We start from the raw sequence: 25,411 nt of genomic DNA on the forward strand, positions 1-25,411 counted from the left end.
CTCGGAGGCGCTCATGGACCCGACCGTACGGGCGTCGGGTCCGCTGCGCCGCTCCGTCCGTCCTCCTCCCGGCGCCTGCCGTAACCAGCGAAGACGACGGCGGTGGACCGGACCGGCTTCATGCGCACCGTGTCCCGCCGGCCCAGCTTCCAGGCCAGCGCCTCGCGGAAGGAGGGCCGCAGCCCCACGAGCCGTAGGTCCAGGCCCAGCGCGTCGGCGGCGGCGAGCAGGCGGGCGCGGTCGACGAACAGCGCGGGGTCGTGGATGCCGGGCGGCGGGCCGCCGGGCAGCCGCTCGGCCACGGTGACCATGAGGAAGCGCCCGATCCGGGTGGCCGCGAGCGCGTCGACGACCAGCGTGCCGCCGGGGCGCAGCAGACGGGCGCACTCGGCGAGCACGCCCACGTCGTCCTCGACGTGCTCGAGGATCTCCCCGGCCACCACGACGTCGGCGCACCCGTCGGCCAGCGGGACGGCGAGCACCGACCCGCGCACCGCCAGGACGCCGTGCTCGCGGGCCACCCGGAGGCCCCGCGCGCCGAGGTCGACGCCGACGTGCCGGTAACCGAGCCGGGCGACGTGCGGCGCCATGAGCCCGCCGCCGCAGGCCAGGTCGACCAGCACCGCGTCGGGGCCGGGCGCCGGCGGGATGTGCTCGGCCCGCGACGCGGCCAGCCAGTGCAGCGCGGCGAACCCCCCGGACGCCTCCCACCACTGGTCGGCCAGCTCGTCGTACTGGGCGGGGTCGTTCCGGGGAAGTCGGCCCATGCGCTAGCTCGTGCCCTTCTTCAGGGGGTCGTGGCCCCAGTTCATCAGCGAGTAGCGCCACTTGGAGGTCTCGACGTCCTCCTTGCCCGGTTCCTGGGCCAGGTGGCGGGCGACGTAGCCGTGCACCTTGCGCATGTGGGCGAGGTCGTCGTCGGTGAGGTCCGACTTCTCCGTGCGCAGCAGCTCGACGATCCGGCGTCCCTCGGCGTGACCGGTGGACTCCCCCGAGCCGTCCTTCTTCTGCCCGACCGACTGCGACTCCTCGGTCTCCAGCCAGCGCTCCAGCTCGGCGGGGGACATGTTGACCGCCTCCTGGAACTCCCGGCGGACGGTGTCCGGGTCCTCGTCCTGCGCCATGCCTGCCTCCGCGGGTCCTGGGCGTGTCGGGTCCTGCTGGTCGCGGTACCGCAGGTGGGTGGTGCGGAAACGGACCGACGTGGCCGGGGCGGCCATCGCCCGCGGCCAGACGCCCGAGGAGGTGCTCGACCGCAACCTCGCCGAGCTGCTGCAGGAGATGCGGGTGGCGATCACCGGCGTGCAGATCCTCTTCGCGTTCCTGCTCACCCTGCCGTTCAGCGCCCGCTTCGACGAGCTCGGTGCCTTCGGGACGACGGTCTACGCGGTCACCCTCCTGAGCACCGCGACCGCGATGCTGGTGCTGATCGCGCCGGTCTCCTTCCACCGCACGCTGTTCCGGCAGCGGCGCAAGCAGGAGCTGGTCGCCTTCGCCGACGGCGCGCTGCTGGTGGGCCTGGCGCTGCTCCTGCTCGGCATCGCGGCGGCGGTGCTGCTCGTGCTCGACGTCGTCCTGGGCCGGTGGCCGGCCCTCGCCTGCTGCGCCTTCGTCGTCGTGCTGGGCGTGGTGGCCTGGTACCTGGTGCCGCTGCGCCACCGGCGGCCGCGCGACGGCTGAGGCCCTGGGAGATGCTGCGCGGGTGAGCGTCACCGTGGTCGGCAGCCTCAACGAGGACGTGCTGGTCCGCGTCCCCCGGCTGCCCGGCCGCGGCGAGACCGTCGTCGGGCGGGAGACCGTCCTGGCGCCGGGCGGGAAGGGCGCCAACCAGGCCGCGGCGGCCGGCCGGCTCGGCGGCGCGGTGGCCGTGGTCGGCCGGGTCGGCGACGACCCGGCCGCCGACCGGCAGCTGGCCGCGCTCGCCGGCACCGGGGTCGACGTCACGGCCGTGGTGCGGACGCCGGAGGTCCCCACCGGCAGCGCGACGATCCCGGTCGAGGACGGCAGCGGCGAGAACCTGATCGTCGTCGTCCCGGGGGCCAACGCGCAGCTGCGACCCGCGGACGTCGACGTCGCGGCGGTGCGCGAGGCGCGGGTGGTGCTGCTCCAGCTCGAGATCCCGGTGGAGACCGTGCAGGCCGCGGCGACGGCCGCCACGGGCACCGTCGTCCTCACCCCGGCGCCTCCGGAGCCGCTGCCGGCCGGACTGCTGGCGCGCGTCGACGTCCTGGTGCCGAACGAGCACGAGCTGCGGCAGCTGGCCGGCGCACCGGCCGGCGACCGGACGCCGGGCGAGCTGGCGCGGCTGGCCCGCGCTCTCACGGCGGGCACGGTGGTGGTCACCCTGGGCGGGCGCGGGGCACTGCTCGTGCCGGACGACGGCCCGGCGCTGCTGCAGCCGCCGCTGCCGGTGCGGCCCGTGGACACCACCGGCGCCGGTGACGCCTTCTGCGGGGCGCTGGCCGTCGCGCTGGCGGCGGGCTCGACCGCGGCCGAGGCGGTGGCGACCGCGGCCACGGCGGCGGCGCTGTCGACGACCGGCCCGGGTGCGCGGGGCGCCCTGCCCGACGCCGCCGCGCTGGCCGCCGCACGGCCCGGGCTGCCGGCCGCCGTCCCGGTGGACGAGGCAGGCGGTTGACCGGGCGGCCGGCCGGGCACAGGCTCGGCCAGCCGACGAACGAGGAGGCAGTCCCGTGAGCGAACCCGACCAGCCCGCGCACACCACCGAACCAGCCGAGGGCGGGGACCCACCCGGCGAGGAGCCGGGTGGCCAGACGCCGCACCCGGACCAGCCCGCCGAGGGCGGCGACGCGCCCACGGGCGGAGCCGACACGCCCTGACCCGGGGGCCCGACGGCCACCGAGAGTGACGCATCTCTCCGTGACATCGACTCAACTCACCGTTGCGGGTCTGTTTTGCCACCGGCTGCGCGGGGGACGCTGGGCCCATGGAGGACACCCAGAACCAGCCCCGAGTAGGTACCGAGGCCTCTGAGGAGCGCCCGGCCGACGAGTCGCAGGCCCGACAGGCCTCGACCGCGCCCCTGTCCCGCCTGCTGGCCAACCCCCGCCGCATCCGCAGGGCCTGAGGCGAGGACCCCCTCCGGCATCCTCTCGGGGATGCCCCGGAGGGGGCCTCGGAGAGGTCACGGAACGTCACACCCGTCCCACCGACCTCTGGCGTCCCGGTCAGCCCGGGCGCACCTCGTCACTCACAGCAACCACCTGTCGACCGGTCCCGGCGTGCCGCGAACTGCTCCGTCACGCCCTGCGGCAGCATCGCCGGCGTGACCGCAGCCGCCATCCCCCTCGCCGCCGACGACGTCTCGGTTCCCGTCCGCCGGAGTCGGGCGGAGCGGCAGGCCATCGTCCTGGACACCGCCGAGCGGTTGTTCGCGACCCGCAGCTCGCGCAGCGTGGGGATGGACGAGCTGGTCCGCGAGACCGGGCTGGGCAAGATGACCGTGTACCGGTTGTTCAAGAGCAAGGACGACCTGGTCGGCGCCTACCTCGCGCGCAAGGCGGCCACCGTGCTCGCCCGCGTCGACGCCGAGCTCGAGCGCCTCGCCGACGACCCGCGGGCGGCGCTGCTCTCGGTCGTCGACACCGTCGAGGCCGACGTCACCCGGGCCGGCTTCCGCGGCTGCCCGTTCACCAACGTCAGCAGCGAGTACGACGACCCGGAGCACCCCGCGCGCAGCGCCGCCGCCGACTACAAGTTCGAGCTGCACGCCCGGCTCGAGCGCCTCGCCGAGCAGGTCGCGCCGGGCTCGGGCGAGGACCTCGCCGCGCAGGTGCACCTCATCATCGACGGGATGTACCTCTCCGGGGGGCTGCTGGGCCCCGACGGCCCCGCCTCGCACGGTCGCGAGCTGGCCGAGCGGCTCGTCGACATCGCCGTCGCCCGCTGAGTCCCTCGTCGGCCTACCGGCCGACACCGCGGCCACGTACCGTCCCCGGCACCGCTGAGCCCACCCGGCCACTCGTCGCGAGACCCTCCGGGCCCCACTCCTCCCGACCACCGCGGCCACGTGCCGTCCCCGGCACCGCTGAGCCCACCCGGCCACTCGTCGCGAGACCCTCCGGGCCCCACTCCTCCCGACCACCGCGGCCACGTGCCGTCCCCGGCACCGCTGAGCCCACCCGGCCACTCGTCGCGAGACCCTCCGGGCCCCCCTCCTCCGCGGTCGTCCAGCGGAGACCCACGAGGGATCGCAGGATGGGCCGGTGAGCACCGACCGCAGCCGGCCCGACCTCGACGACACCACCGTGGAGGGCCTGGGCAAGCTCTCCGAGGCCCTCGAGACCATCGAGCAGGCACGCGGCCAGCTCTACGGCTTCCACCAGCACTCCGGCAAGGCCGACCTGCTGCTCCAGGACGCCGTCGAGCTCCTCCGCAAGGCCGGCCACACCCAGCTCGCCGACGACCTCGACCGCGACCTCGTCGGACGCAACGTCATCGCCGACCGCTGGACCTTCCAGATCGTCGAGGACTACGACGCCAACTACTGGTCGGTCTTCCGCGCCTTCGACCAGCGCGCCCGCGACGAGCTGTCCGACGGCGACCGGCACGTCTTCGAGGCGCGGATGAAGCAGCGCGAGCGGACCAAGGGCCACCCCCACCACGAGGCCGGCCCCGTCCTGGACGAGTGAGCGGGGACACCCCGGCCCTCCGGGCCGGACCGCAGGCCACGTGCGGTCGCCGCGGGGGAACGGCCGCCGCAGACTGGCTCCATGACGATGCCGGAGCCCGACGAACCACGCGACGCCCAGCCCTTCGGCAGCGAGGTGGCCCCGCCCGGGGACCCGGAGTCCCAGGGCGGCACACCCGGCCCCGCCGACGGTGTCGCGGGTCCGAGCTGGCCCCCGGCCGAGACCGAGCCCGACGCGCACGGCTGACCGTGCGCGGGACGGCGGCGGGCACCAGACTCGACCCGTGACCGCTCCCGGCTCCGACCCCCTCCGAACCTCGACCGGCCCGACCGGCACCCCTGGGACGACCACTGGTCCGGCCACCCCCGGCCCCGCTCCGACCCGCGGGACGACGCCCGAGCGCCATCCCGTCCGCAACGCCGGCCGCACCGCCGGCCGCACGCTCGCCCTGGCGCTGCTGCTGTTCGTCACCGTGGTGCTGGTGCTGTTCGTCGTCTTCAACAACCAGACCGTCCAGATCAGCCTGGTCTTCACCGACGTCCAGGCGCCGCTGGTGCTGGCGCTGGTCGTCGCCGCGGCGCTCGGCGGCCTGCTGGTGTGGCTGGCCGGCCTGGTGCTGCGCGCCCGCCGCCGCTCCGGCTGAGCGGTCCGCCGCCCGCTCCCGCGTAGGCGGGCGCGGGCAGGTCGGCGGCCCGACCCAGGTGGCCGGGGACCGACCCGGCCGGCATGGGACGGGCGATGAGGAAGCCCTGCCAGGCGTCGCAGCCGATGCCGGCCAGCGTCGCCAGCTGCTCGGCGGTCTCCACGCCCTCCGCGACCACCGTCAGGCCCGTCGTGTGCGACAGCTCCACGACGGCGCGGACGACGGCGTCGGCCTGCGGGTCGTGGCGAGGTCCTCCAGGGACGACCGGTCGATCTCGAGGACGTCGACGGGCAGCCGCCGCAGGTGGTCCGGCGACGAGCACCCGGTGCCGGAGTCGTCCACCGCCGACCGCGACCGTGGTTGGACGCCCGGCTCACCCCCACGAGGGAGAGCCACGCCTCCCGAGGTCGCGGTCCTGCGGCGGTGCTTGCTCCCGGTTACCGGCCGGTAATACCGTTTGTTACCCGCGAGTACTGAGTCGCGGGTTCCAGCACGGAGCACCGGGAGCCACAGGCATGGGCCACTACACCGCGAACCTGCGGGACCTCGAGTTCAACCTCTTCGAGTTCCTCGACACCAAGGACCGGTTCGGCACCGGGCCGTTCGCCCAGGTGGACGTCGAGACCGCGCGCGGCGTGCTGGCCGAGATCCGCCGGCTGGCCGAGGGCCCGATCGCCGACTCCTTCGCCGACGCCGACCGCAACCCGCCGGTGTTCGACCCGGCCACGTGCTCGGTGACCCTGCCCGAGAGCTTCAAGCGGTCGGTGCGCGCCATCGAGGACGGCGACTGGTTCTCCCTCGACCTGCCCGAGCACCTCGGCGGCTCCGGCGCTCCGCACGCCCTGACCTGGGCGGCCTTCGAGATGGTGCTCGGCGCCAACCCCGCCGTCTTCATGTACGGCTCCTGGGCCGCCTTCGCCGCGATCCTGGACGAGCTCGGCACCCCCGACCAGAAGCGGCTCGCCCGGCTCATGCTCGAGCACAAGTGGGGCGCCACCATGGTGCTCACCGAGCCCGACGCCGGCTCCGACGTCGGCGCCGGCCGCACCAGGGCGGTCCGGCAGGACGACGGCTCGTGGCACCTCACCGGCGTGAAGCGGTTCATCACCTCGGCCGAGCACGACCTGTCGGACAACATCGTCCACCTGGTGCTGGCCCGCCCCGAGGGCGCGGGGCCGGGCACCAAGGGCCTCTCGCTGTTCGTCGTCCCGAAGTTCCACGTCGACCTCGAGACCGGCGCGCTGGGCGAGCGCAACGGCGTGTACGTCACCAACGTCGAGGAGAAGATGGGCCTGAAGGTCTCCACGACCTGCGAGCTGACCTTCGGCGACGGGCCGGTGCCGGCGAGGGGCTGGCTGGTCGGCGAGGTGCACGACGGCATCGCGCAGATGTTCCGGGTCATCGAGCACGCCCGGATGTTCGTGGGCGCCAAGGCCATCGCCACGCTGTCGGCCGGTTACCAGGTGGCCCTGGACTACGCGAGGAACCGCGTGCAGGGCGCCGACCTGACCGCGACCAGCAAGGACGCCCCGCGGGTCCCCATCACCCGCCACCCCGACGTCCGCCGCTCGCTCATGCTGCAGAAGTCCTACGCCGAGGGCATGCGGGCGCTGTACCTCTACGCCGCCACCTTCCGCGACCAGGTCACGGAGGCCGAGGCCGCCGGCACCGCCGACAGCGAGGAGGCGACGCTCGCCGCCCGCGTCAACGACCTGCTGCTGCCGGTGGTCAAGGGCTTCGGCTCCGAGCGGGCCACCCAGCTGCTCACCCAGGAGTCGCTGCAGACCCTCGGCGGCTCGGGCTACCTGCAGGACTACCCGATCGAGCAGTACATCCGGGACTCCAAGATCGACACCCTCTACGAGGGCACCACGGCGATCCAGGGCCAGGACTTCTTCTTCCGCAAGATCGTCAAGGACGGCGGCGTCGCCCTGACCTGGGTCGCCGAGCAGATCCAGGCCACGATCGACGCGGAGGCCGGCAACGGCCGGCTCAAGGAGGAGCGGGCGCTGCTCGCCACCGCCCTCGCCGACGTGCAGGGCATGCTGGCGGCGATGTTCGGCCGCCTCGCCCGGGCGCAGGAGGACCTCACCGCCCTCTACGAGGTCGGCCAGAACACCAGCCGGCTGCTGCTGGCCACCGGCGACCTGGTCACGGCCTGGCTGCTCGTGCGCCAGGCCGAGGTGGCGCTCGGCGCCCTGGCCGGCGAGGTCACCGAGAGGGACCGGCACTTCTACGAGGGCAAGCTCGCCGCCGCCCGGTTCTTCACCACCCAGGTCCTGCCGAGACTGACGGCGGAGCGGACCGTCGTCGAGCACACCGACAACACCCTCATGGAGGTCGACGAGGCCGCCTTCTGAGAGAGGACCCCGTCCTCCCCACCGCTCGCAGGCTCGCGGCGGTGCCCTGGACGGGGCCGGCGGCCGTCGTCTCCCCCGGGGGGACGGCGGCCGCGGTCGTTTCAGGGGGACGACGGCGGGCATGGCCCCTGCGACAGCGCCGTCGGACAGGAGGCCCCCGTGAGCGACCCCCAGGGCAGCGACCGGATCCAGCAGGACATCCCGACCGCGTCGGGCAGCGGGGACAACAGCGACACCGGATCGGGGTTCGAGGACGTCCCCCTCACCCGCGACGAGGCGATCGAGCGCGACGCCGCGGCGGGCGACGACCTCCCCGCCCGCGCCGACTCCGACGTCGCCCGCGCCCGGACGGACGGACCGTCCGGCGAGGTCTCGGGGCCCACCCCCCGCTCCGGAGGAAGGGACATCTGATGAGCGAGTCCGACGACACCGGCTACCGGGAGTCCCCGGACACCACCGACGGCCCCAGCGCGAGCAACCTCGTCGACGGCGTCCCCGGCGAGGACCGGTCCGACGGCGGCGAGCGCGACGAGGTCACCCTCACCACCGACGAGGACGCCCAGCGCGACGACGGGACGGTGCGTCCGGGCAACGTCCCGGACTGAGCAGGGACACCCCACACCTCGCGGGCTCGGCGCGGGACCCGGGACGGGGCCGGACCGGACCGTGCAGGGAGCCCGTTCAGATCCAGCCGTGCCGGCGCGCCGCCTCCACCGCGGCGTGCCGGTTCGGCGCGCCCAGCTTGGCCGCCGCGGCCGACAGGTGGTTGCGCACGGTCCCGGGTGACAGGTGCGCGCGGGCGGCGATCTCCTCGACCGGGGCGCCCCCGGCCGCCAGCTCGAGGACGTCGGCCTCGCGCGGCGTCAGCGGGCTGTCCCCCGCGCTGATCGCCTCCGCGGCCAGCTCCGGGTCCACGTACCGCCCGCCCCGGTGCACCGTGCGGACGACGTCGGTGAGCACCGGCGCGCTCACCGTCTTGGGCAGGAACCCGCGCACGCCGGCCTCCAGCGCCCGCTTGAGGTGCCCTGCCCGGCCGTGCCCGGTGACGATCACCACCGCACAGCCCGGCAGCACGGTGGACAGCTCCCCGGCCACGGAGATGCCGTCCCGGTCGGGCATCTGCAGGTCCAGGACGGCGACATCGGGCGTGTGCGCGCGGGCCATCGCCAGCGCCTCGGCACCGGAGGCGGCCTGGGCCACCACCTCGAGGTCCTCCTCCAGGGCCAGCAGGGCGGCCAGTGCCGAACGGATCAGGTTCTCGTCGTCGGCCAGCAGCACCCGGATCACGCGGGCACCCTCACGGGCACGGTCGCGGCGAGGACGAACCGGTCGCCGTCCGGACCGGCCGAGAGCCGGCCACCGGTGGCCGCCAGCCGCTCGGCCAGGCCGGTGAGGCCGTTGCCCCAGGTCGTCCCCGCCCCGAGGGCACCGTCGTTGGCCACCTGCAGCTCCGCCTCCCCACCGAGCGCCCGCAGCTCGACGGTGCACCAGGTCGCCCGGCTGTGCCGCAGCACGTTGGTCACCGCCTCCCGCACCACCCAGCCCAGCGCGGTCTGCACCGGCTCGGGCAGCGTCACCGCCTCCTCCTCACCGGTCACCGTGACGCCCACCCCGGCCGCGCGCAGCACCGACCGGGCGCCGGCCAGCTCGCCGGGCAGGTCGGTGCGCCGGTAGCCGCGGACGACGTCGCGGACCTCGCGCAGCGACTCCTCGGCGACCCGGCTGATGTCGGCGAGCTCCTCGGCCGCGCCGTCCCTCCCCCGCCGGACCAGCTCGGCGGCCAGCTGGCTCTTCACCGCGATCGCCGAGAGGTTGCGGCCCATGACGTCGTGCAGGTCGCGGGCGAAGCGCAGCCGCTCCTCGGCGACCGCGAGCTGCGCCTGCACGCCGCGGGTGCGCTCCATCTCCAGGACGACGTCGAGGATCCAGACGCTGAACCGGAAGGCCGTGACGAAGAACCCGACCGCCAGACCGATCGAGGCGCCGATGGCGACGGCGGCGGCCGGTGGGTTGCCCTCGGCGAGCGCCACCGCGCCGGCCAGCACGCCGGTGGCCGCGGCCCCGGTGACCAGCGGCCGGGTCGGGACGGTGACCGACAGGGCCAGCAGCACCGCGGCGCCCACGAGGCCGGCCACCCACGGGGCGGCGGGCGCCGGCCCCTCTCCCGTGGCGGCCAGCGCCGCCAGGACGGTGATCAGGCCGGCGACGAGGGCGACCAGCAGGGCAGGCCGGTCGGGGCCGGTGGCGCGGTCGTGGAACCCGCGCCGGGTGAGCACGAGGCAGGCCGCCGTCGTCACCACCGAGGAGCCGAGCAGCACCACCGGGTGCCACGCGGAGGCCGTCACCCAGTCCGACGCCGCCGCGAAGAACAGCATGACCGGGACGAACACCAGCGTCGTGTAGTACGACGAGCGGGTGTAGAGGTCGATGCGCTGCGAGTCGGTGCGGCTGCTCCACCAGCGCGCGACGGTCGGCACGGCCCCCATGCTGCCGTACCGCCCGTCGCGCGCCGGGCGGGTCAGCGCCGCGGAGCCCAGCGGAACCACCGCGCGGTCGCCAGGCCGGCCAGCACGGTCCAGGCCAGGAGCGTGCCCAGCGGGCCGAGCGCGGCCCACCACAGCTCCGCGCCGGCGACGACCTCGCCGTCCCAGGTACGGCCCGTCAGGCCCAGCTGCACGAGCTCCACGACCGGCGTGACCGGCAGCAACCGGGCGACTGTGCCGAGCGCGTCGGGCAGCACGCTGAGCGGGAAGAACAGCCCGGAGAGCGCGGTCGTCCCGAGGACGACGGGCAGCGTGGTGATCTGCGCCGACTCCGGCGTCCGGGTGAACAGCGTGCTCGCGGTGGCCAGCACGACCATCAGCGCCGCGCCGAGCAGGACCGCCAGGACCGGCAGGACGGCGTCCACCGGCGCGGTCCACAGGCCGAGCACGACCACGCCCACGGCGACCAGGACGAGCTGGCCGACCGTGACCAGCAGGGTGGGGACGGCGGTGGCGGCGAGCACCTCGCCGTCACCCAGCTCGCCGGTGCGCATCCGCTGCAGCACCAGGTCCTCGCGCCGGGCGACGTAGGTGGTGACCAGGTTGTAGTAGGTCAGGAAGACCAGCGTGAAGCCGGCGGCCGCGGTCAGCAGGCCGGGCCCGGTGGCCCGGTCGTCGAGGCCGATCCCGGGGACGAGGGCCACCAGCAGCAGCGGCATGAGCACGGAGTTGACGACGGCGGTGCGGTTGCGCAGCAGCAGCCGGGTCTCAGCGGCGGCGAGGGCCCCGACACGGCGGAGCCGGGAGGGGCCGGCAGGAGCGGCGAGCGTGGTCATCGTGGCGTTCCTCTCGGGTCGGGGTCACTCGGCGTCGGCGACGGCGAGGAAGGCCTGCTCCAGGGAGGCGGCGCGGGCCTGGAGGCCGCGGAGCACGACGCCGTTCGCGGCGGCCCAGGCGAGCAGCTGGGCGAGCGCCGGCTGCAGCGCGCGGGTGTGCCACTCGACCCGCGGGCCGGCGCTGACCACCTGGACGCCCGCGGGGACCGGCGGCTGCGGGACGCCGTCGTCGAGGGTGAAGCGGACGGTGGCCGGCTGGGTCTCGGCGATCTCCTCGCGGGTGCCGGCGAGCACGATCTGCCCGGCGCGCATGACCGCGATGCGGTCGGCCAGCTCCTCGGCCTCCTCCAGGTGGTGCGTGGTGAGCACCACCGCGGCGCCGTCGTCCACCAGGCCGCGGACCAGCCGCCACACGGTGCGCCGGCTCTCCGGGTCCAGGCCGGTGGTCGGCTCGTCGAGGACCAGCACCCGGGGGTGGCCGAGCAGGGCCAGCGCGAGGTCCAGCCGGCGGCGCTCCCCGCCGGAGAGGCTGCGCACCCGGACGTCGGCCCGCCCGGTGAGGTCCACCTGGGCCAGCGCCTCGTCGACCGGGCGAGGAGCGGTGAGGGTGCCGGCCCAGGTCCGCACGGTCTCGGCGACGGTCAGGTCGCCGGGCAGGCCGCTGGCCTGCAGCAGCACACCCAGGTGCGGGCGGACGGCGGCCCGCTCGCGCCGCGGGTCGGCGCCGAGGACCCGCACCGACCCGCCCGACGCCGGGGCCAGGCCCTCGAGCACCTCCAGGGCGGAGGTCTTGCCGGCGCCGTTGACGCCGAGCAGCGCGAACACCTCACCGGGCCGGACCTCGAAGGACACCCCCCGGACCGCCTCGAAGTCGCCGTACCGGCGGTGCAGGTCGACCACCTCGACGGCGGGCGGGTCGGGCGCCACCGTGGGCGGCGGGGCGGGTGCGACGGACGGGTGCACGGCGACCTCCTCGGTGCGCCCGCCGGCCGGGGTCCGGCCGCTCCTCCCGGGCGCACCCCTGACGCTGCCGTCGTCCCGGCAGCGGCACAGGTGCCGTCCCTCACGACTCCTCACGGCAACGCCACGGGCCCCCCGTGACGGATGTCATGGGAGGGCCCGTGAGCCGGCCTCGCACCGACGTGCGCGACCGGCCCTCCCGGACGACGACCGCCCGGTCCGCGGCCAGGTCGCGGGTCCCCCGCAGGAGAGGACGGCGACCCGCGCGACGACCGCGCAGCCGGCGACGCCGACCGCGCCGGATCGGGCGGGCGCGGTCACGGGGTCTCGTCGTGGAGCATGCGGAGTGCGGCCCGACAGCGGGGAGGCGACCTGTGCCGCGGCGCCGCAGTCGTGACCGCGGTCACGTGTCCGCCGACCATGCGGGACGGCGCCGTCCGGCGTCCTGGTGTGGCGCCTCCTCGGGGGACGGCTCGTGGCGCGATGTGGGCTCCACCCATCCCGGCTCGACGAGGTGTGTGGGCCCAGACCGTGCGGCCGGGCGCCAGGAGCCTCTAGCCTTCCGCGACATGGCGGACTCAGGAACCCTCAGCGGGCGGCGGGCCCTCATCACCGGCGGCGCCTCGGGCATCGGCCGCGCGTGCGCCGTGCGACTGGCCCAGGCGGGCGCGGACGTGGTCGTCGTCGACCGTGACGCCGAGGCGGCGAAGGCGGTGGCGACGGCGGTCGGGGGGACGGCGGTCGCCGTCGACCTCTCCGACCTCGACGCGGTCGGCACGCTGGACCTCGACGTGGACGTGCTGGTGAACAACGCCGGGCTGCAGCACGTGGCCCCGGTGCACGAGTTCCCGGTCGACCGCTTCTCGCTGATCCTGCGGCTGATGCTGGAGACGCCGTTCCGGCTGGTCCGTGGCGCGCTGCCGCACATGTACGAGCGCGGCTGGGGCCGGATCGTCAACGTCAGCTCGGTCCACGGGCTGCGGGCCTCGGCGTACAAGAGCGCCTACGTCACCGCCAAGCACGGTCTCGAGGGGCTGTCGAAGGTGATCGCGCTGGAGGGCGCCCCGCACGGGGTCACCTCCAACTGCGTCAACCCCGCCTACGTGCGCACGCCGCTGGTGGAGAACCAGATCGCCGACCAGGCCAGGGCCCACGGCCTGTCCGAGGACGAGGTCATCGAGCAGGTCATGCTCGCCCCCGCGGCCGTCAAGCGGCTGATCGAGCCCGAGGAGGTCGCCGAGGCCGTCGCCTACCTCTGCTCCCCCGTCGCCGCGTCGATCACCGGCAGCTCCCTGGTCATGGACGGCGGGTGGACCGCCCACTGATGGAGGACCCCCTGCGACCCCCCGTGGGAGGACCCCGCAGGGGGGCGGTGCCGGCGTCAGGCGAGCTGGACGGTGCCGCGGAGTACTTCGCGCTGCTGCTCGAGGAGGCGGCGGCGATCGAGTTCGAGGGGCCGGTGGTGCGCGCCCGGGCCGCCGGCGCCGACGGTGCGACGCTCGCCGGGCTGGAGCGGGTCAAGTGGCTGGCCCTGCACGTGCGCGACGCGTTCGCCGCGCGGCGCCGCCGGGAGTCCGAGCTCGCCGCGCTGTTCGACACCGCCGGCGACCTCGCCTCGCTGCGCAGCGTCGACGACGTGCTCACCGCGATCGTCCGGCGGGCGCGGCAGCTGCTCGGCACCGACGTCTCCTACCTGACCCTGCACGACGACGCCCGCGGCGACACCTACATGCGGGTGACGGACGGCTCCGTCTCGGCCCGGTTCCAGGCGCTGCGGCTGCCGATGGGCGCCGGCCTCGGCGGGCTGGTCGCGCAGACCGCCGCGCCGTACGCCACCGCCCGCTACTTCGCCGACCCGCGCTTCCAGCACACCGACGAGATCAACGGGGGCGTCGCCGAGGAGGGCCTGGTCGCCATCCTCGGCGTCCCGCTGGTGCGCGGGTCGCGGGTGATCGGGGTGCTCTTCGCCGCCGACCGCGACGAGCGGCTCTACGACCGCTCCGAGGTCTCGCTGCTGGGCTCGCTGGCCGCGCACGCGGCGATCGCGCTGGACAACGCCCGGCTGCTGGAGGAGACCCGGTCGGCACTGGAGGAGCTGTCGGCGGCCACCCGGGAGCTCCGTGCCCACTCCGCCTCGGTGGAGCGGGCCGCCGGCGCGCACGACCGTTTCATCGACATCGTGCTGCGCGGCGGCGGGGTGGAGGACGTCGCGGCCGCGGTCACCGAGGCGCTCGGCGGGCGGATCACCATCCTCGACGAGCAGGGCCGCGGCACGCCGTCCCCCGGGTCGGACGGCGACCTGCCGCCCGACCCCGCGGCCGCCCTCACGCTGGCCCGCTCGACCGGCCGGACGGTCCGCGACGGCAGCTGGTGGACCGCTGCGGTGACCGTGGGCGCCGAGCTGCTCGGCGGCCTGGTGCTGCACCGGGACGACGAGCTCTCCGACTCCGACCAGCGCATCCTCGAGCGCGCCGCACTGGTGACCTCCCTGTTGCTGCTCATCCGGCGCACCGCCAGCGAGGCCGAGGGCCGGGTGCGCGGCGAGCTGCTGGAGGAGCTGCTCGGGCCGGCGCTGCGCGACCCCGACGGGCTGCGGGAGCGCGCCCGCCGGCTGGGTGCCGACCTCGACCGGCCGCACGCCGTCGTCGTCGTCCTGGTGGAGGAGCGCGGCCGGGGCCGGGCGCTGGCCGCCGCCACCCACCTGGCCTCCGTCCGCGGCGGGCTGGCCGGCCTGAACGACGGGCGGGTGGTGCTCTGCCTGCCGGGTGGGGAGCCCGGCGCCGCGGCGGCGCAGGTCCGCCGGGAGCTCACCGCGGCCGTGGGGCGGCCGGTGACCGTCGGTGGTGCCGGGCCGGTGCAGGGGCCGGCCGCGGTCGCCCCCGCGCACGTCGAGGCCCAGCGCTGCGCCTCGACGCTGGTCGCCCTGGGCCGGGCCGGTCAGGCGGCCAGCGCCGACGAGCTCGGCTTCGTCGGGCTGCTGGTCGGCGAGGGGCGGGACGTGCACGGTTTCGTGACCGCCACGCTCGGCCCGGTGCTGGACTACGACGAGCGGCGCGGCACGGACCTGGTCGGGACGCTGCGGGCCTGGTTCGACGCCGGCGGGTCCCCGGCGCGGGCGGCCGAGACCCTGCAGGTGCACGTCAACACCGTCACCCAGCGCCTGGAGCGGGTGGGCCGGCTGCTGGGCCGCGGGTGGTCGACGCCGGAACGGGCCCTGGAGGTGCACCTGGCGCTGCGGCTGCACCGGCTCACCTGTTCCGCCGCCGGCTGATCGGGCGCATGGCGCTGGCCGCGTGAGTGTGCGCTGATGGTGGTCTCGCGGCGGCCGGAGACCACCATCAGCGCACCATGGTGGGCCGCGGCCCCCCTACCCTGAACGAGTGCACGCCGTCCCCACTCGCCTGCCGGCGGCCGGGTGGACGGCGCTGGCGCGGGCGCACGCGGAGCGGGCCGACGCGCTGACCGCGGGACACCGGGCCCGCCGGGCGACCGGCACCCGCCACCCGGTCGAGGACTTCCTCTACGAGTACTACAGCGCCCGCCCTGCGCAGCTGCGCCGCTGGCACCCGGGCCCCGGGGTGGTCCTCGAGCCCGGCGCCGACGGACCCCCGCCGCACGCCGCCTGGCGCTGGTACGCCACCGACGACGACGGCGCGGTCACCCTCGACCTCGACGCCTTCCGGGCCGACCGCGGGGACACCGTCGCGTTCGTCGCCCGGCTGCTGGCCGCGACCGCGTCCCGGCCGGCGCACACCGGCTGCTTCGGGCTGCACGAGTGGGCGATGGTCTACCGGGCCGACGAGCACCGGCACCCGCTGCCCCTGCGGCTGGGCCGGGCCGGTACCGATGCCGTCGTCGAGTCCCACCCGGTGCGCTGCTCGCACTTCGACGCGTTCCGGTTCTTCACGCCCGCCGCCGTCGGCCGCAACCGGCTGCGGCCCACCCGCGCCACCCAGGTCGAGATGGAGCAGCCGGGCTGCCTGCACGCGACCATGGACCTCTACAAGTGGGCCTACAAGCTCGGTCCCGCCGTCCCCGGCGACCTGCTGCTGGACTGCTTCGTGCTGGCGGCCGAGGTCCGGGAGCTGGACATGCGCGCCTCGCCGTACGACCTGCGCGCCGCCGGCTACGACCCGGTCGCGATCGAGACGCCGGAGGGCAAGGCGGAGTACGTCGCCGCGCAGCGGGAGTTCGCCCGCCGCGGTGCGGGACTGCGGTCGCGACTGCGTGCGGTGTGCGACCGGCTCCTCGAGGGCTGACCGACCGCGGACGGGCGCCGCGACGCCGCCGTCCGCCGGTGCCCACGCGGTGCGCCGACCACGTGGGCACCGGCGGTGCCGGGCCCCGTCCCGACCCCGGCTATCCGGTCACGCAGTCGAAGCTGCTCGCCTCGTCGGGGCTCCCCGAGCCGCTGTACCGGGGGTGGGTCGGGTACTCGCACAGCGGCCGCGTGCGGGTGGCGCCGGGGTTGGTGTCCCGGACGACGGGGTCGGCCGGCGCCGCGCCGGTCGTGACCCAGTGGTCCAGGGCGGTGAGGGAGTCCCAGCCGGCGGCGAAGGCGGCGGCGAGGTTGGCGTGGTTGGCACCGGGGACCAGGTAGAAGCGGGCGAACGCGTCGACCCGGCGCTGCCCCATGGTCTGCACCAGCCCCTCGTAGTACTCCACCGTGGCCCGGTGGCTGACCAGCTCGTCCGCCGTCCCGTGCAGCAGCAGCAGCTTCCCGCCCCTCCTCGCGAAGGGCCGCAGGTCGGTGTCGTTGACGTCCTGCAGCGCGGTGAGCTCCGAGATGCGGTCCTGCCAGGGGCCCGGCGCCAGCGGGTCCAGGGACAGCGAGTCGAAGGCGGGGTCCCGGGTCACGGCGTACTTGACCCAGGCGTCCCAGAACTGCATGCCGTAGCCGGCGGTCTTCGGCATGGGGGTGGCCGGCGCGGTCGTCCCCAGGCCGAGCAGCGGTGTCGACATGTCCGCGCCCGAGAGGAACGGGAAGCCCGGGTAGCCGGTCTCACCGCTGGCCAGGGGGTGGGGGAACGTGATCGGGCTGGAGACGGCGCGGATCGCGGTGATCTGCGGGTCGGACAGGCAGGTGTCACCGGTGTCCTGCCCCTCGGGGCAGCGCAGGACGGCAGGGTCGAAGTCGCAGGCCGGCTCGTCGCTGATGACGCCGTCGGTCAACCCGTCGAGGCCGTCGCAGGCCGTGACGACCGCGTTGTAGAGCAGCACCTGCTGCGCGGGACGGGGGAAGGCGCCCGGCGCGGCGAGCTGACGGGTCATGTGGCCGAAGTACAGGTCGAGGGTGGCGGCGTTGAACGCGGGGTAGACGCTGATGACCCCGTCGAAGTCGCGCTCCCAGCGCTGGGCGACGGCGAGCGCCTCCCGGCCGCCGGTCGAGCCCCCGGCGAAGTAGGTCTGCTGCGGGGTGTCCCGGTCGTAGTACCGGCCGATGACGAACACGGCGGCGTCCCGGGTCTTCTTCAGGGCGTCGCCGGCGAAGTTGCGCAGCGCCTCGTCGTTGGCGAGGAACTCGCCGTAGAGCGAGGGGGTCGGCAGGAACCCGGCGGGTGCCTGGTGCCCGGAGTCGCTGGCGAAGGTCGCGTACCCGCGGCCGAGCGGTCTGGGCGCGTCACCCGGACCGAAGGGGACGTTCCCGTCGAGCGCCGGGATCGTCCCGTTGTAGCCGCCCCCGCCGAACATCAGCGCCTTCTGGTTCCACGTGGTGGGCAGCGCCACCTGCATGCGGATGTCCGGGGCGGCGGGGTCCACGGGGTGCAGCGCCGCGGTGACCCTGCAGTACTCCCCGATCGCGGTGGTGCCGCTCCCGGACGGTGCCACGAGGGCGGCTTCGGTCACCGCGCCGCCGGTCGTCGGGAGTCCGATGACGCGGGCGGGGATGTCGACCCCCGCGAGCGCCGCGCACCGGGCGGCGGCGTCCGCTGCGCCGGCCGGCGTCGTCCAGCCGAGTGAGGCGACGACGGCGAGGGCCACCCCCGCCACGACCGTCCTGGCTCTGGTCAGGTCCATGGGACTCCTGTCGTTCGACGGTGGAGGCGCGGGCGGGGCCGTGGACGCCGGGTGAGGCGGGTCACACAGTAGGGAGTGGCACGCACGGTCTCCACGTGAGCGGACTCCACAGACGCGACACCGGGGGTGGGGTCCGGGCCCACACCGAGCGGGCGTCCCGTGGGTCGTACCGTCGTGCGCGTGACCTCCGGAGCCTCCGACCGCCTGCGGACCGACCGCTGGCTGCGCCTCGACGGGACGACGAACACCCGCGACCTGGGCGGGCTGCCCACCGTCGACGGCGGGACGACGGTCCCGGGGCGGGTGCTGCGCAGCGACAACCTGCAGACGCTCAGCGAGGACGACGTCCGCCGGCTGGTGGACGACGTGCGGCTGCGCGAGGTGGTCGACCTGCGCACCACCGCGGAGGTGCTGCTGGAGGGCCGCGGCCCGCTGCGGACGGTGCCCGAGGTGACGCACCGGCACTTCACGCTGCTGCCCGAGCGCGGTCACCACACCGACGTGTTCGCCGTCGAGGAGGCCGACGTGCCGGAGCTCCCGGCGGACTGGGCCGAGTCGATCCTGCCGCGGCAGGTGGCCGAGGGCGACCAGGGCGAGCCGCCGGCGGTGCGCTCCTACCTGGGTTACCTCGCGCACCGGCCGGAGAACGTGGTCGCCGCGCTGCGCGCCCTGGCCGCGCCCACGGACGGTGCCACGGTCGTGCACTGCGCCGCGGGCAAGGACCGCACCGGGGTCGTGGTGGCCTTCGCGCTCGCCGTGGCCGGCGTCCCGCACGAGGAGATCGTGGCCGACTACGCGCTGACCGCCGAGGTCATCGACGACCTGGTCGCCAAGCTGGCCGCGTCACCGACCTACGCCGAGGACATGGTGCGCCGCGACGTCGCCAGCCACACGCCGCAGGCGGAGACCATGCGCCGGGTGCTCGAACTGCTCGACGAGCGGCACGGCGGCCCGCAGGGCTGGCTCACCGAGCACGGCTTCGGCCCCGAGGAGCAGGCCGCCCTGCACGCCCGTCTGCGCCGCTAGCACCTGCGGCTACGACTCGCGGCCCCCCTCAGGGTCCCGCGGCGAGCTCGCGAGCCGTGGGGGGAAGGGGGTCCTCTTCTTGTGCCGGTACATGTCGGCGTCGGAGGCGCGCAGCAGCGCGTCGGCACTGCCCGATCCGCCGCCGTGGACGGCGACGCCCACGCTGGTGCCGACGGCGACGCCGGCACCCTCGAGGCGGAAGGGCTCGTCGAAGCAGCCCAGTACCCGGGCGACGACGCGGTCGGCGTCCTCGGGCCGGGTGAGGACGGGCAGCAGGACGGCGAACTCGTCACCGCTGAGCCGGCCCACCACGTCGCCGGGGCGGATCGCGGCCCGCAGCCGGGCGGACACCTGGCGCAGCAGCTCGTCACCGGCGGCGTGGCCGAGGGAGTCGTTGACCCCCTTGAAGCGGTCGAGGTCGCAGAACAGCACGCCGACGTGCTGGTCGGCGGGCGTGGTGGCCAGCGCCTCGCCGAGCCGTTCGAGGAAGAGCACCCGGTTGGGCAGCCCGGTGAGCGCGTCGTGCGTGGCCTGGTGCCGCACGGTCTCGAGCAGGCGAGCCCGCTGGAGGGCGGTCGCGGCCTGGTCGCCGACACCGCGCAGGCGGTGCAGGACGTCGCCGGCGAGCACCTCGGGGGCCCGCCCGGCAGGCCAGCTCGCGGTGGCGACACCGAGGAAGGTGCGCCCGGCCACGACGGGGACGGCGACGACGTCGGTGAGCTGCAGGGCCGTGAGCAGCTGCTGCAGCACCGGACTGCTCGACTCGGGCCGCAGGAAGCGCGGCTCCCGGTCCGTCAGCATCCCGACCAGCTCGGGGACGTCCTCGGCGCGGAGGGGCGTCCCGTACATCAGCTGCTGGTTCTCCTCCACGGGATCCACGTGGGCGGCCGTGCGCAGGCAGCCCTCCGCGGGGTCCCAGAGCATCACCGCGGCGCTGTCACAGCCGACGACGCGGGGCAGCGCCTCGGCGACCACCGTGCACACGTCGTCGGCCTCGGTGGCCCCGGCGAGCTCGTGCGCCAGGGTGAGCAGCGTCCCGGCGCGGTCGGCCTCCTGCCGGGAGCTCTCCAGCGCCATGAGCAGGTCGAGGGCGGCCGCGGCGTAGCCGGCGTAGGCGGCGAGCATCTGGCGCTCGTGCACGAGGCCGCTGTCGCCGGGCCGGTAGACCGTGGCCAGCCGGCCGTGCACCCGGCGAGCCGAGGCGACGTCGACCGCGACGACGTTCGGGCCCGGGTCGGCGCCGTCGAGCAGCGTGGCCGCGAGGGCGTCGACCTGGTGCTGCGCCAGGCCTGCGCTGCGCACGAGGGCGGGACCGCCCGCGGGGTCGGTCACGGCGAGCACCCAGCCCGGGGCGAGCACCGCCTCGGCGGCCTTCTCGATGATGCGCTGCAGGACGGTCTCGACGTCCTCGCTGGCGACCAGGTCCGCGGCCGCCGACTGCAGGATGCGCAGCTGGTCGCGCAGGGCGAGCAGCTCGGGGACGTCCTCGTCGGTGCGACGGCGTCCGCCGAACCTGCGGCGTCGCTCCCACGTCAGGTGGTAGGTGCAGACGGAGTGACCGTCGGACTCGCACTCGGAGTGCAGCAGCTGGGCCGGGGGCAGACCGAAGATCGTCGGCACCATGCCGATGAGGCCCTGGGCGTACTCGCAGTCCAGTCGGGAGTGCGGGTAGCCCTCGTGCAACCGGTAGCTGAGCGTCGCGTGCGTGGCGCCGGACTCGACGACCCGCATGGTCGAGGTCGTGGTGAACTTGGCCACGGCCCGCGGTAGCTGGCGGTACACCTGGCGCGGCGAGCCCATCGCGCGGACGAGCAGCACCAGGGCCGGGGTCAGGCCGAGCCCGAGGGCCTCGCGGCCGACGCGGAACATGGTCTGCGGGTCGCCCAGCACCTCGGTGGCGGCGGCGAACAGCTTGATCCGGGTGTCGTAACTGGTCCAGTGCGACGGCAGCTCGAGCTCGGGGGCGGTGAACGGCACGCCGGCACGGCGCAGCACCTCCGCGACCGCGTCGTCCCCGCCCTGCCGGCGCACGTAGCTCAGCAGCAGCCCCGTGGTGGCGCCGGACGTCTCCCGGGCCTCGGACACCGCAGGGCCGCTCACCTGGGGCCACCCGTTCTGCTCACGCCCGTCCCATCGGCAGGACGGAGCCCGGGGTTGAACGGATGCACACCATGGGGGGACGACGCAGCCTGCTCCCCACCACGTACCCCGAGGGGTACGGGGTGTGCCGTCGAGGACGCCCGCCCCCGCCGGCCGACCCGCGGAGGCGACTCCCTGACGAAGGGGAGGACCCCTGCAGGGTGTGGCCGCTCCAGCACCTCACAGGCCCGCGACGGTGCCGGACAGCAAGCGACCCCGGTCTCCACGAGGAGGCCGGGGTCGCGCGTCGTCGGGAACGGCTCAGCGGGTGGACCCGCTGCTGTTCGCCATCGTCAGCAGCTCGTCGCGCATCGCCGGGCTGCTGGTGCGCGCGAGGGCGCGGTCGAGCGCCCGACGCGTCCGCGCCGCCTGCCGACGCCGCCGCCAGCTGGAGGTCACGCTGTTCATGACTCGTTGCCTTCTTCCGGTCTCGTGAGGTCTGCACCCTGATCAATGCAGGCACGGCCCCGACCATTCCGAAGAAAGCCAGGCGAACTCGTTGACGCAGCGAGGATCCCTCACCCGGAGGGTGAGGGATCCTCTACCCCCTGCAGCGGGAGGCCCCGTCCCACTCACCGCTCGCGGCGACCCGGGGTCCTCCCTCAGTCGACGCCGAGCTCCCGGCGCGCCGCCGCCCGGGCGGCCTGCGGGTCGTCGGTCAGCAGCGCCGCCTCCGCGGCCCGCCGGCACGCGTCGGTGTCTACGACGGCCAGCCGGGCACCGACACCGGCGATCGACGAGGCCGCACACGACAGCGAGGTGACGCCGAGGCCGACCAGGACGCAGGCCAGCAGCGGGTCGGCGGCGGCCTCCCCGCAGACGCCGACCGACTTGCCGGTACGGCGGCCGGCCTCCGCGGTGAGCTGCACCAGGGCCAGCAGCGCCGGCTGCCACGGGTCGGTGAGGTCGGCGAGGTCGGCGGAGAGCCGGTCGGCGGCCAGCGTGTACTGCGAGAGGTCGTTGGTGCCGATCGACAGGAAGTCGACGTGCCGCAGCAGCCGCTCGGCCATCAGGGCCGCCGACGGCACCTCGATCATCACGCCGGGGGTGAGGCCGCGGGCGCGGACGCGTGCGGCGAAGTCCGCGGCCTCGCCGACGGTGGCCACCATCGGCGCCATCACCCACGGCGAGGCACCGGCCCGGCGGGCCCCCTCGGCGATCGCGTCCAGCTGCCGCTCCAGGAGGCCGGGGTCGCGGCGGGCGACGCGCAGCCCGCGGACGCCGAGCGCCGGGTTCTCCTCGTCGGGCATCGTGGCGAAGGCCAACGGCTTGTCCGACCCGGCGTCCAGCGTGCGGACGACGACCCGCTGGCCGGGGAAGGCCTCGAACACCTCGGCGTAACCCGCCGCCTGCTCCTCCACCGAGGGCTCCTCGGCCCGGCTGAGGAAGGCCAGCTCGGTGCGCAGCAGCCCGACGCCCTCGGCGTGCTTGCCCGCCGCAGCCCGCGCCCCGGCGCCGTCCTGCACGTTGGCCAGCACCTTGACCTCGAGGCCGTCGCGGGTGCGGCCGGGGCCGCGGTACCCGGCCAGCGCCGCGGCGGCGCTCTGCGCGGCCGCCACGCGGGCACGGGCCTCCTCGGGGTCCGGGTCGACGGTGACGGTGCCGCGCTCCCCGTCGAGCAGCACGGTGGCGCCCTCCGGGACGTCGTCCAGGCCGCCGACCGCGACCACGCAGGGCAGCCCGAGCTGGCGGGCGATGATCGCGGTGTGGCTGGTCGTGCCGCCGAGCCGGGTGGCCAGGCCGGTGATGCGGGTCGGGTCCAGCCCCGCGGTGTCGGCCGGCGCGAGGTCCTCGGCCAGCAGCACCGAGGGCTGCTCCGGGCTCGGGACACCGGGCTCCCCCTGCCCGGTCAGCTGGGCGACGATCCGGTCCCGGACGTCCCGGACGTCGGTCACCCGCTCGGCCATGAGCCCGCCCAGGCTGGTGAACAGGTCGACGAACTGCTGCGCGGCCTGCACGGTGGCGACGGCGGCGGGGGTGCCGGCGTCGATCCGCTGCTCGACCGCCGAGAGCAGGCCGCGGTCGCGGGCCAGGCCGGCGGTGGTGGCGAGCACCTCCGCGCTCACCCCGGTCGCCCCGCGTGCCCGCTCGGCGAGCCGGTCGGCCACCACGCCCGCGGCCGCGGCGAAGCGCTCCTTCTCCCCCGCGCGCTCCTCCTCGGCGACCACGACGCCGTCGTCGGACGGGAGCAGGACCGCGCCCGAGGGGCGGACGACCGGGCCCCAGGCCACCCCTGGGACGACGGGCGTGCCGGGCAGCACCACCGGACCGGTGGTCGACAGGGCGGCGGTTCCGGGAGCGTGGGTGGTCATGGCTACCTCGCACGAGTCGGTGGGGGACGCGGATCCGGCTATGACCAGAGTCACGAACGGGTGTTGACTTGTCAACGGATCGGACGTAGAACAACACCAACACAACACCAAGCCAACACAAACGGGCAACCGTTGTGTGCTAGGGGCAGGGAGGTGGGCATGTACGCCGAAGAGCGTCAGCAGACGATCGCCGGGCTGGTCGCCGACCGCGGCCGGGTCTCGGTGACCGCGCTCGCCGAGGAGTTCGGGGTCACCACCGAGACCGTGCGCCGTGACCTCGCCGTCCTCGAGCGCGGGGGCATGCTGCGCCGCGTGCACGGCGGCGCCGTCCCGGCCGGCGCGCTCACCTACGTGGAGACCGCGCTCGGCGAGCGGCACGCCACCCGCAGCGAGCACAAGCGCAAGATCGCCGCCGCCGCGCTGGACCTGCTGCCCGGGTCCGACGGCAGCCTGCTGCTCGACGGCGGCAGCTCCACGGCCGCGCTGGCCGAGGTCCTCCCCAGCGATCGGCGGCTGCTGGTCGCCACGCACTCGGTGCCCATCGCCGCCCGGCTGGCCGCCGCCCCCGGCGTCGACCTGCACGTGCTCGGCGGCCGGGTCCGCGGGATCACCCAGTGCGCCGTCGGCGAGCGGACCGTCGCCACCCTCGCCGACCTGCGGGTCGACGTGGTCTTCCTCGGCAGCAACGGCATCACCGCCGAGCACGGGTTCACCACGCCCGACGAGGCGGAGGCCTCGGTGAAGCGCGCGATGATCCGCGCCGGGCGGAAGGTCGTCGTGCTGGCCGACAGCAGCAAGCTCGGCCGCGAGCACCTGGTCCGCTTCGCGACGCCGGCCGACGTCGACGTCCTGGTCACCGACGCCGAGGCCGCACCGGCCGACCTCGCCCGTCTCGACGACGCCGGGATCGAGGTCGTGGTCGCGTGACCGAGCACACGAGGCATCGCGTCGTCACCCTGACCGCCAACCCCAGCCTGGACCGGACGCTCTCGCTGCCCGGCCCGCTGGTGCGCGGCGGCGTGGCCCGGCTGGCGCCGAGCTCCACCGAGCCCGGCGGCAAGGGCGTGAACGTCGCCCGCGCGATCGCCGCCGCCGGCGGGGACGTCGTCACCGTGCTGCCCGCGGCCGACGACGACCCGATCGTGCGCGCGCTGCACGGGCTGGACCTGCCGATGGCCACCGTCCCCATCGCCACGCCGGTGCGGACCAACTACACGCTGGCCGAGCCCGACGGCACCACCACCAAGCTCAACGAGCCGGGCGCCCCGCTGGACGACGAGGCCCGGGGAGCGCTGACGATCGCGATGCACCAGCACGCCGAGGGCGCCCGCTGGGTGGTGCTGTCCGGCTCGCTGCCGCCGGGCACGCCGCTGGACTGGTACGCCGACCTGGTCCGCTCGCTGCGCGACACCAGCGCGAAGATCGCCGTCGACACGTCCGAGGCGCCGCTGCTGGCCCTGCTGGACGCCGGCCCGGACGCCGCGCCCGACCTGCTCAAGCCCAACTCCGAGGAGCTCGCCCAGCTCTCCGGCGTCCCCGAGGCCCACCTCACCGCCAACCGCGCCACCGCGCTGGCCGCCGTCGACACGCTGCACGCGCGCGGCGTGGCCGAGGTGCTGCTGACCCTCGGGGCCGACGGTGCGCTGCTGTCCTGCGCCGAGGGCGTCTGGGCGGCCACCCCGCCGCGGATCGCCGTCCGCAGCACCGTCGGCGCCGGCGACTGCAGCCTGGCCGGCCACGTGCTGGCCGACCTGGCCGGCGCCGGGCCGGCCGAACGGCTCCGCAGCGCCGTGGCGTACGGCGCCGCCAGCGCCTCGCTGCCCGGTTCCGCCGTCCCCACGCCCGAGCAGGTGGCCGCCCTCGACGTCGAGGTCGCCACCGTCCGGACCGAGGGTCTGCCCAGCACCACCCCCGCACCGCCCACTGCACAGCGCACCACCGTCCCGGCCGCCGGCCGCGACGTCTGACGCCTCTCGAGTAGG

Annotated in this window: 28 protein-coding genes; 17 read left to right on the forward strand and 11 right to left on the reverse strand. The window is 75.6% G+C overall.

Features of this window, described 5'->3' with window-relative positions:
* Positions 1–11: 11 nt before the first annotated feature.
* Together ACI79G_RS17820 and ACI79G_RS17825 are read right to left on the reverse strand one after the other, a co-directional pair.
* Positions 12–767, reverse strand: coding sequence for a methyltransferase domain-containing protein (locus ACI79G_RS17820; protein WP_456882441.1), 756 nt, complete (start codon positions 765–767; stop codon positions 12–14).
* A gap of 3 nt (positions 768–770) precedes the next feature.
* Positions 771–1,124, reverse strand: a complete 354-nt coding sequence (locus ACI79G_RS17825) for a DUF3140 domain-containing protein (protein ID WP_456882442.1) — start codon at positions 1,122–1,124, stop codon at positions 771–773.
* Between the two features lie 58 nt (positions 1,125–1,182).
* Between ACI79G_RS17825 and ACI79G_RS17830 the strand changes: the two genes are divergently transcribed.
* The 8 genes from ACI79G_RS17830 to ACI79G_RS17865 all read left to right on the forward strand — a co-directional run bounded on the left by ACI79G_RS17830 (position 1,183) and on the right by ACI79G_RS17865 (position 5,295).
* Positions 1,183–1,680, forward strand: a complete 498-nt coding sequence (locus ACI79G_RS17830; RefSeq protein ID WP_456882443.1) for a DUF6328 family protein — start codon at positions 1,183–1,185, stop codon at positions 1,678–1,680.
* 22 nt (positions 1,681–1,702) lie between these two features.
* The gene (locus ACI79G_RS17835) at positions 1,703–2,638 is read left to right on the forward strand and encodes a ribokinase (RefSeq protein WP_456882444.1); all 936 of its coding nucleotides are present in this window, start codon (positions 1,703–1,705) and stop codon (positions 2,636–2,638) included.
* A gap of 55 nt (positions 2,639–2,693) precedes the next feature.
* Positions 2,694–2,840, forward strand: coding sequence for a hypothetical protein (locus ACI79G_RS17840; RefSeq protein WP_456882445.1), 147 nt, complete (start codon positions 2,694–2,696; stop codon positions 2,838–2,840).
* 107 nt (positions 2,841–2,947) lie between these two features.
* Entirely contained in the window at positions 2,948–3,088 is a 141-nt protein-coding gene (locus tag ACI79G_RS17845; protein WP_175479627.1) for a hypothetical protein, read from the forward strand.
* 198 nt (positions 3,089–3,286) lie between these two features.
* Positions 3,287–3,910: a TetR/AcrR family transcriptional regulator gene (locus ACI79G_RS17850; RefSeq protein WP_456882446.1), complete on the forward strand. Its 624-nt coding sequence runs from the start codon at positions 3,287–3,289 to the stop codon at positions 3,908–3,910.
* Positions 3,911–4,226: 316 nt separating this feature from the next.
* Positions 4,227–4,652: a hypothetical protein gene (locus ACI79G_RS17855; protein ID WP_456882447.1), complete on the forward strand. Its 426-nt coding sequence runs from the start codon at positions 4,227–4,229 to the stop codon at positions 4,650–4,652.
* Positions 4,653–4,733: 81 nt separating this feature from the next.
* Entirely contained in the window at positions 4,734–4,898 is a 165-nt protein-coding gene (locus tag ACI79G_RS17860; RefSeq protein ID WP_456882448.1) for a hypothetical protein, read from the forward strand.
* A gap of 37 nt (positions 4,899–4,935) precedes the next feature.
* Positions 4,936–5,295, forward strand: a complete 360-nt coding sequence (locus ACI79G_RS17865; RefSeq protein WP_456882449.1) for a lipopolysaccharide assembly protein LapA domain-containing protein — start codon at positions 4,936–4,938, stop codon at positions 5,293–5,295.
* Here ACI79G_RS17865 and ACI79G_RS17870 read toward each other — a convergent pair.
* Positions 5,183–5,617: an EAL domain-containing protein gene (locus ACI79G_RS17870; protein ID WP_456882450.1), complete on the reverse strand. Its 435-nt coding sequence runs from the start codon at positions 5,615–5,617 to the stop codon at positions 5,183–5,185. The two genes, ACI79G_RS17865 and ACI79G_RS17870, sit on opposite strands and share 113 nt — an antisense overlap.
* Positions 5,618–5,810: 193 nt before the next feature.
* Between ACI79G_RS17870 and ACI79G_RS17875 the strand changes: the two genes are divergently transcribed.
* The 3 genes from ACI79G_RS17875 (at position 5,811) to ACI79G_RS17885 (ending at position 8,260) form a co-directional block, all read left to right on the forward strand.
* On the forward strand, positions 5,811–7,655 hold the full coding sequence (locus ACI79G_RS17875) for an acyl-CoA dehydrogenase (RefSeq protein ID WP_456882451.1): 1,845 nt from the start codon (positions 5,811–5,813) through the stop codon (positions 7,653–7,655).
* A 159-nt stretch (positions 7,656–7,814) separates the two neighbouring features.
* Positions 7,815–8,066, forward strand: coding sequence for a hypothetical protein (locus ACI79G_RS17880; RefSeq protein WP_456882452.1), 252 nt, complete (start codon positions 7,815–7,817; stop codon positions 8,064–8,066).
* Complete coding sequence (locus ACI79G_RS17885; RefSeq protein ID WP_091221768.1) at positions 8,066–8,260, forward strand: hypothetical protein; 195 nt, start codon at positions 8,066–8,068, stop codon at positions 8,258–8,260. The genes ACI79G_RS17880 and ACI79G_RS17885 overlap by 1 nt, the downstream gene beginning before the upstream one ends.
* A gap of 76 nt (positions 8,261–8,336) precedes the next feature.
* Here ACI79G_RS17885 and ACI79G_RS17890 read toward each other — a convergent pair whose 3' ends face one another.
* From ACI79G_RS17890 to ACI79G_RS17905, 4 genes are read right to left on the reverse strand one after another with little or no spacing between them, the layout of a single operon-like run.
* Entirely contained in the window at positions 8,337–8,942 is a 606-nt protein-coding gene (locus ACI79G_RS17890; protein ID WP_456882453.1) for a response regulator, read from the reverse strand.
* Positions 8,939–10,132 (reverse strand): sensor histidine kinase, encoded by a 1,194-nt coding sequence (locus tag ACI79G_RS17895; RefSeq protein WP_456882454.1) that lies wholly within the window; start codon positions 10,130–10,132, stop codon positions 8,939–8,941. The genes ACI79G_RS17890 and ACI79G_RS17895 overlap by 4 nt, the downstream gene beginning before the upstream one ends.
* 41 nt (positions 10,133–10,173) lie before the next feature.
* Positions 10,174–10,974 carry an ABC transporter permease gene (locus tag ACI79G_RS17900; RefSeq protein ID WP_456882455.1) on the reverse strand — a complete coding sequence of 267 codons (801 nt, stop codon included), beginning with the start codon at positions 10,972–10,974 and terminating at the stop codon, positions 10,174–10,176.
* A gap of 24 nt (positions 10,975–10,998) precedes the next feature.
* On the reverse strand, positions 10,999–11,937 hold the full coding sequence (locus ACI79G_RS17905) for an ABC transporter ATP-binding protein (RefSeq protein WP_456882456.1): 939 nt from the start codon (positions 11,935–11,937) through the stop codon (positions 10,999–11,001).
* A 566-nt stretch (positions 11,938–12,503) separates the two neighbouring features.
* Here ACI79G_RS17905 and ACI79G_RS17910 point away from each other — a divergent pair.
* The 3 genes from ACI79G_RS17910 to ACI79G_RS17920 all read left to right on the forward strand — a co-directional run bounded on the left by ACI79G_RS17910 (position 12,504) and on the right by ACI79G_RS17920 (position 16,193).
* Complete coding sequence (locus ACI79G_RS17910; protein ID WP_456882457.1) at positions 12,504–13,259, forward strand: 3-hydroxybutyrate dehydrogenase; 756 nt, start codon at positions 12,504–12,506, stop codon at positions 13,257–13,259.
* A 47-nt stretch (positions 13,260–13,306) separates the two neighbouring features.
* Positions 13,307–15,205 carry a helix-turn-helix domain-containing protein gene (locus ACI79G_RS17915; protein WP_456882458.1) on the forward strand — a complete coding sequence of 633 codons (1,899 nt, stop codon included), beginning with the start codon at positions 13,307–13,309 and terminating at the stop codon, positions 15,203–15,205.
* 109 nt (positions 15,206–15,314) lie between these two features.
* Entirely contained in the window at positions 15,315–16,193 is an 879-nt protein-coding gene (locus ACI79G_RS17920; protein WP_456882459.1) for a 3-methyladenine DNA glycosylase, read from the forward strand.
* A 100-nt stretch (positions 16,194–16,293) separates the two neighbouring features.
* Here the strand turns inward: ACI79G_RS17920 and ACI79G_RS17925 are convergent, their stop codons facing one another.
* The gene (locus ACI79G_RS17925) at positions 16,294–17,952 is read right to left on the reverse strand and encodes a tannase/feruloyl esterase family alpha/beta hydrolase (protein WP_456882460.1); all 1,659 of its coding nucleotides are present in this window, start codon (positions 17,950–17,952) and stop codon (positions 16,294–16,296) included.
* A 180-nt stretch (positions 17,953–18,132) separates the two neighbouring features.
* Here ACI79G_RS17925 and ACI79G_RS17930 point away from each other — a divergent pair, with 180 nt between their 5' ends.
* The gene (locus ACI79G_RS17930) at positions 18,133–18,978 is read left to right on the forward strand and encodes a tyrosine-protein phosphatase (RefSeq protein WP_456882461.1); all 846 of its coding nucleotides are present in this window, start codon (positions 18,133–18,135) and stop codon (positions 18,976–18,978) included.
* Between the two features lie 9 nt (positions 18,979–18,987).
* Here ACI79G_RS17930 and ACI79G_RS17935 read toward each other — a convergent pair whose 3' ends face one another.
* The 3 genes from ACI79G_RS17935 to ACI79G_RS17945 form a co-directional block, all read right to left on the reverse strand.
* A complete protein-coding gene (locus tag ACI79G_RS17935) occupies positions 18,988–21,078 on the reverse strand; it encodes a diguanylate cyclase domain-containing protein (protein ID WP_456882462.1) in 2,091 nt (696 codons plus the stop codon).
* Positions 21,079–21,378: 300 nt separating this feature from the next.
* Positions 21,379–21,525 carry a hypothetical protein gene (locus tag ACI79G_RS17940; RefSeq protein WP_175479625.1) on the reverse strand — a complete coding sequence of 49 codons (147 nt, stop codon included), beginning with the start codon at positions 21,523–21,525 and terminating at the stop codon, positions 21,379–21,381.
* 194 nt (positions 21,526–21,719) lie between these two features.
* Positions 21,720–23,429, reverse strand: coding sequence for a phosphoenolpyruvate--protein phosphotransferase (locus tag ACI79G_RS17945; RefSeq protein ID WP_456882463.1), 1,710 nt, complete (start codon positions 23,427–23,429; stop codon positions 21,720–21,722).
* 159 nt (positions 23,430–23,588) lie between these two features.
* Between ACI79G_RS17945 and ACI79G_RS17950 the strand changes: the two genes are divergently transcribed.
* Positions 23,589–24,356: a DeoR/GlpR family DNA-binding transcription regulator gene (locus ACI79G_RS17950; protein WP_456882464.1), complete on the forward strand. Its 768-nt coding sequence runs from the start codon at positions 23,589–23,591 to the stop codon at positions 24,354–24,356.
* Entirely contained in the window at positions 24,353–25,396 is a 1,044-nt protein-coding gene (locus ACI79G_RS17955) for a 1-phosphofructokinase family hexose kinase (protein WP_456882465.1), read from the forward strand. Before ACI79G_RS17950 ends, ACI79G_RS17955 begins: the two co-directional genes overlap by 4 nt.
* Positions 25,397–25,411: the final 15 nt, after the last annotated feature.

The organism is Geodermatophilus sp. SYSU D00779 (assembly GCF_054050595.1).

What these genes read in the sequence shown, in the direction of transcription:
- ACI79G_RS17820 (WP_456882441.1), bottom strand. Translation starts at nt 767, where the DNA reads ATGGGCCGACTTCCCCGGAACGACCCCGCCCAGTACGACGAGCTGGCC.
- ACI79G_RS17825 (WP_456882442.1), bottom strand. Translation starts at nt 1,124, where the DNA reads ATGGCGCAGGACGAGGACCCGGACACCGTCCGCCGGGAGTTCCAGGAG.
- ACI79G_RS17845 (WP_175479627.1), top strand. Translation starts at nt 2,948, where the DNA reads ATGGAGGACACCCAGAACCAGCCCCGAGTAGGTACCGAGGCCTCTGAG.
- ACI79G_RS17860 (WP_456882448.1), top strand. Translation starts at nt 4,734, where the DNA reads ATGACGATGCCGGAGCCCGACGAACCACGCGACGCCCAGCCCTTCGGC.
- ACI79G_RS17875 (WP_456882451.1), top strand. Translation starts at nt 5,811, where the DNA reads ATGGGCCACTACACCGCGAACCTGCGGGACCTCGAGTTCAACCTCTTC.
- ACI79G_RS17885 (WP_091221768.1), top strand. Translation starts at nt 8,066, where the DNA reads ATGAGCGAGTCCGACGACACCGGCTACCGGGAGTCCCCGGACACCACC.
- ACI79G_RS17900 (WP_456882455.1), bottom strand. Translation starts at nt 10,974, where the DNA reads ATGACCACGCTCGCCGCTCCTGCCGGCCCCTCCCGGCTCCGCCGTGTC.
- ACI79G_RS17910 (WP_456882457.1), top strand. Translation starts at nt 12,504, where the DNA reads ATGGCGGACTCAGGAACCCTCAGCGGGCGGCGGGCCCTCATCACCGGC.
- ACI79G_RS17925 (WP_456882460.1), bottom strand. Translation starts at nt 17,952, where the DNA reads ATGGACCTGACCAGAGCCAGGACGGTCGTGGCGGGGGTGGCCCTCGCC.
- ACI79G_RS17940 (WP_175479625.1), bottom strand. Translation starts at nt 21,525, where the DNA reads ATGAACAGCGTGACCTCCAGCTGGCGGCGGCGTCGGCAGGCGGCGCGG.
- ACI79G_RS17945 (WP_456882463.1), bottom strand. Translation starts at nt 23,429, where the DNA reads ATGACCACCCACGCTCCCGGAACCGCCGCCCTGTCGACCACCGGTCCG.
- ACI79G_RS17950 (WP_456882464.1), top strand. Translation starts at nt 23,589, where the DNA reads ATGTACGCCGAAGAGCGTCAGCAGACGATCGCCGGGCTGGTCGCCGAC.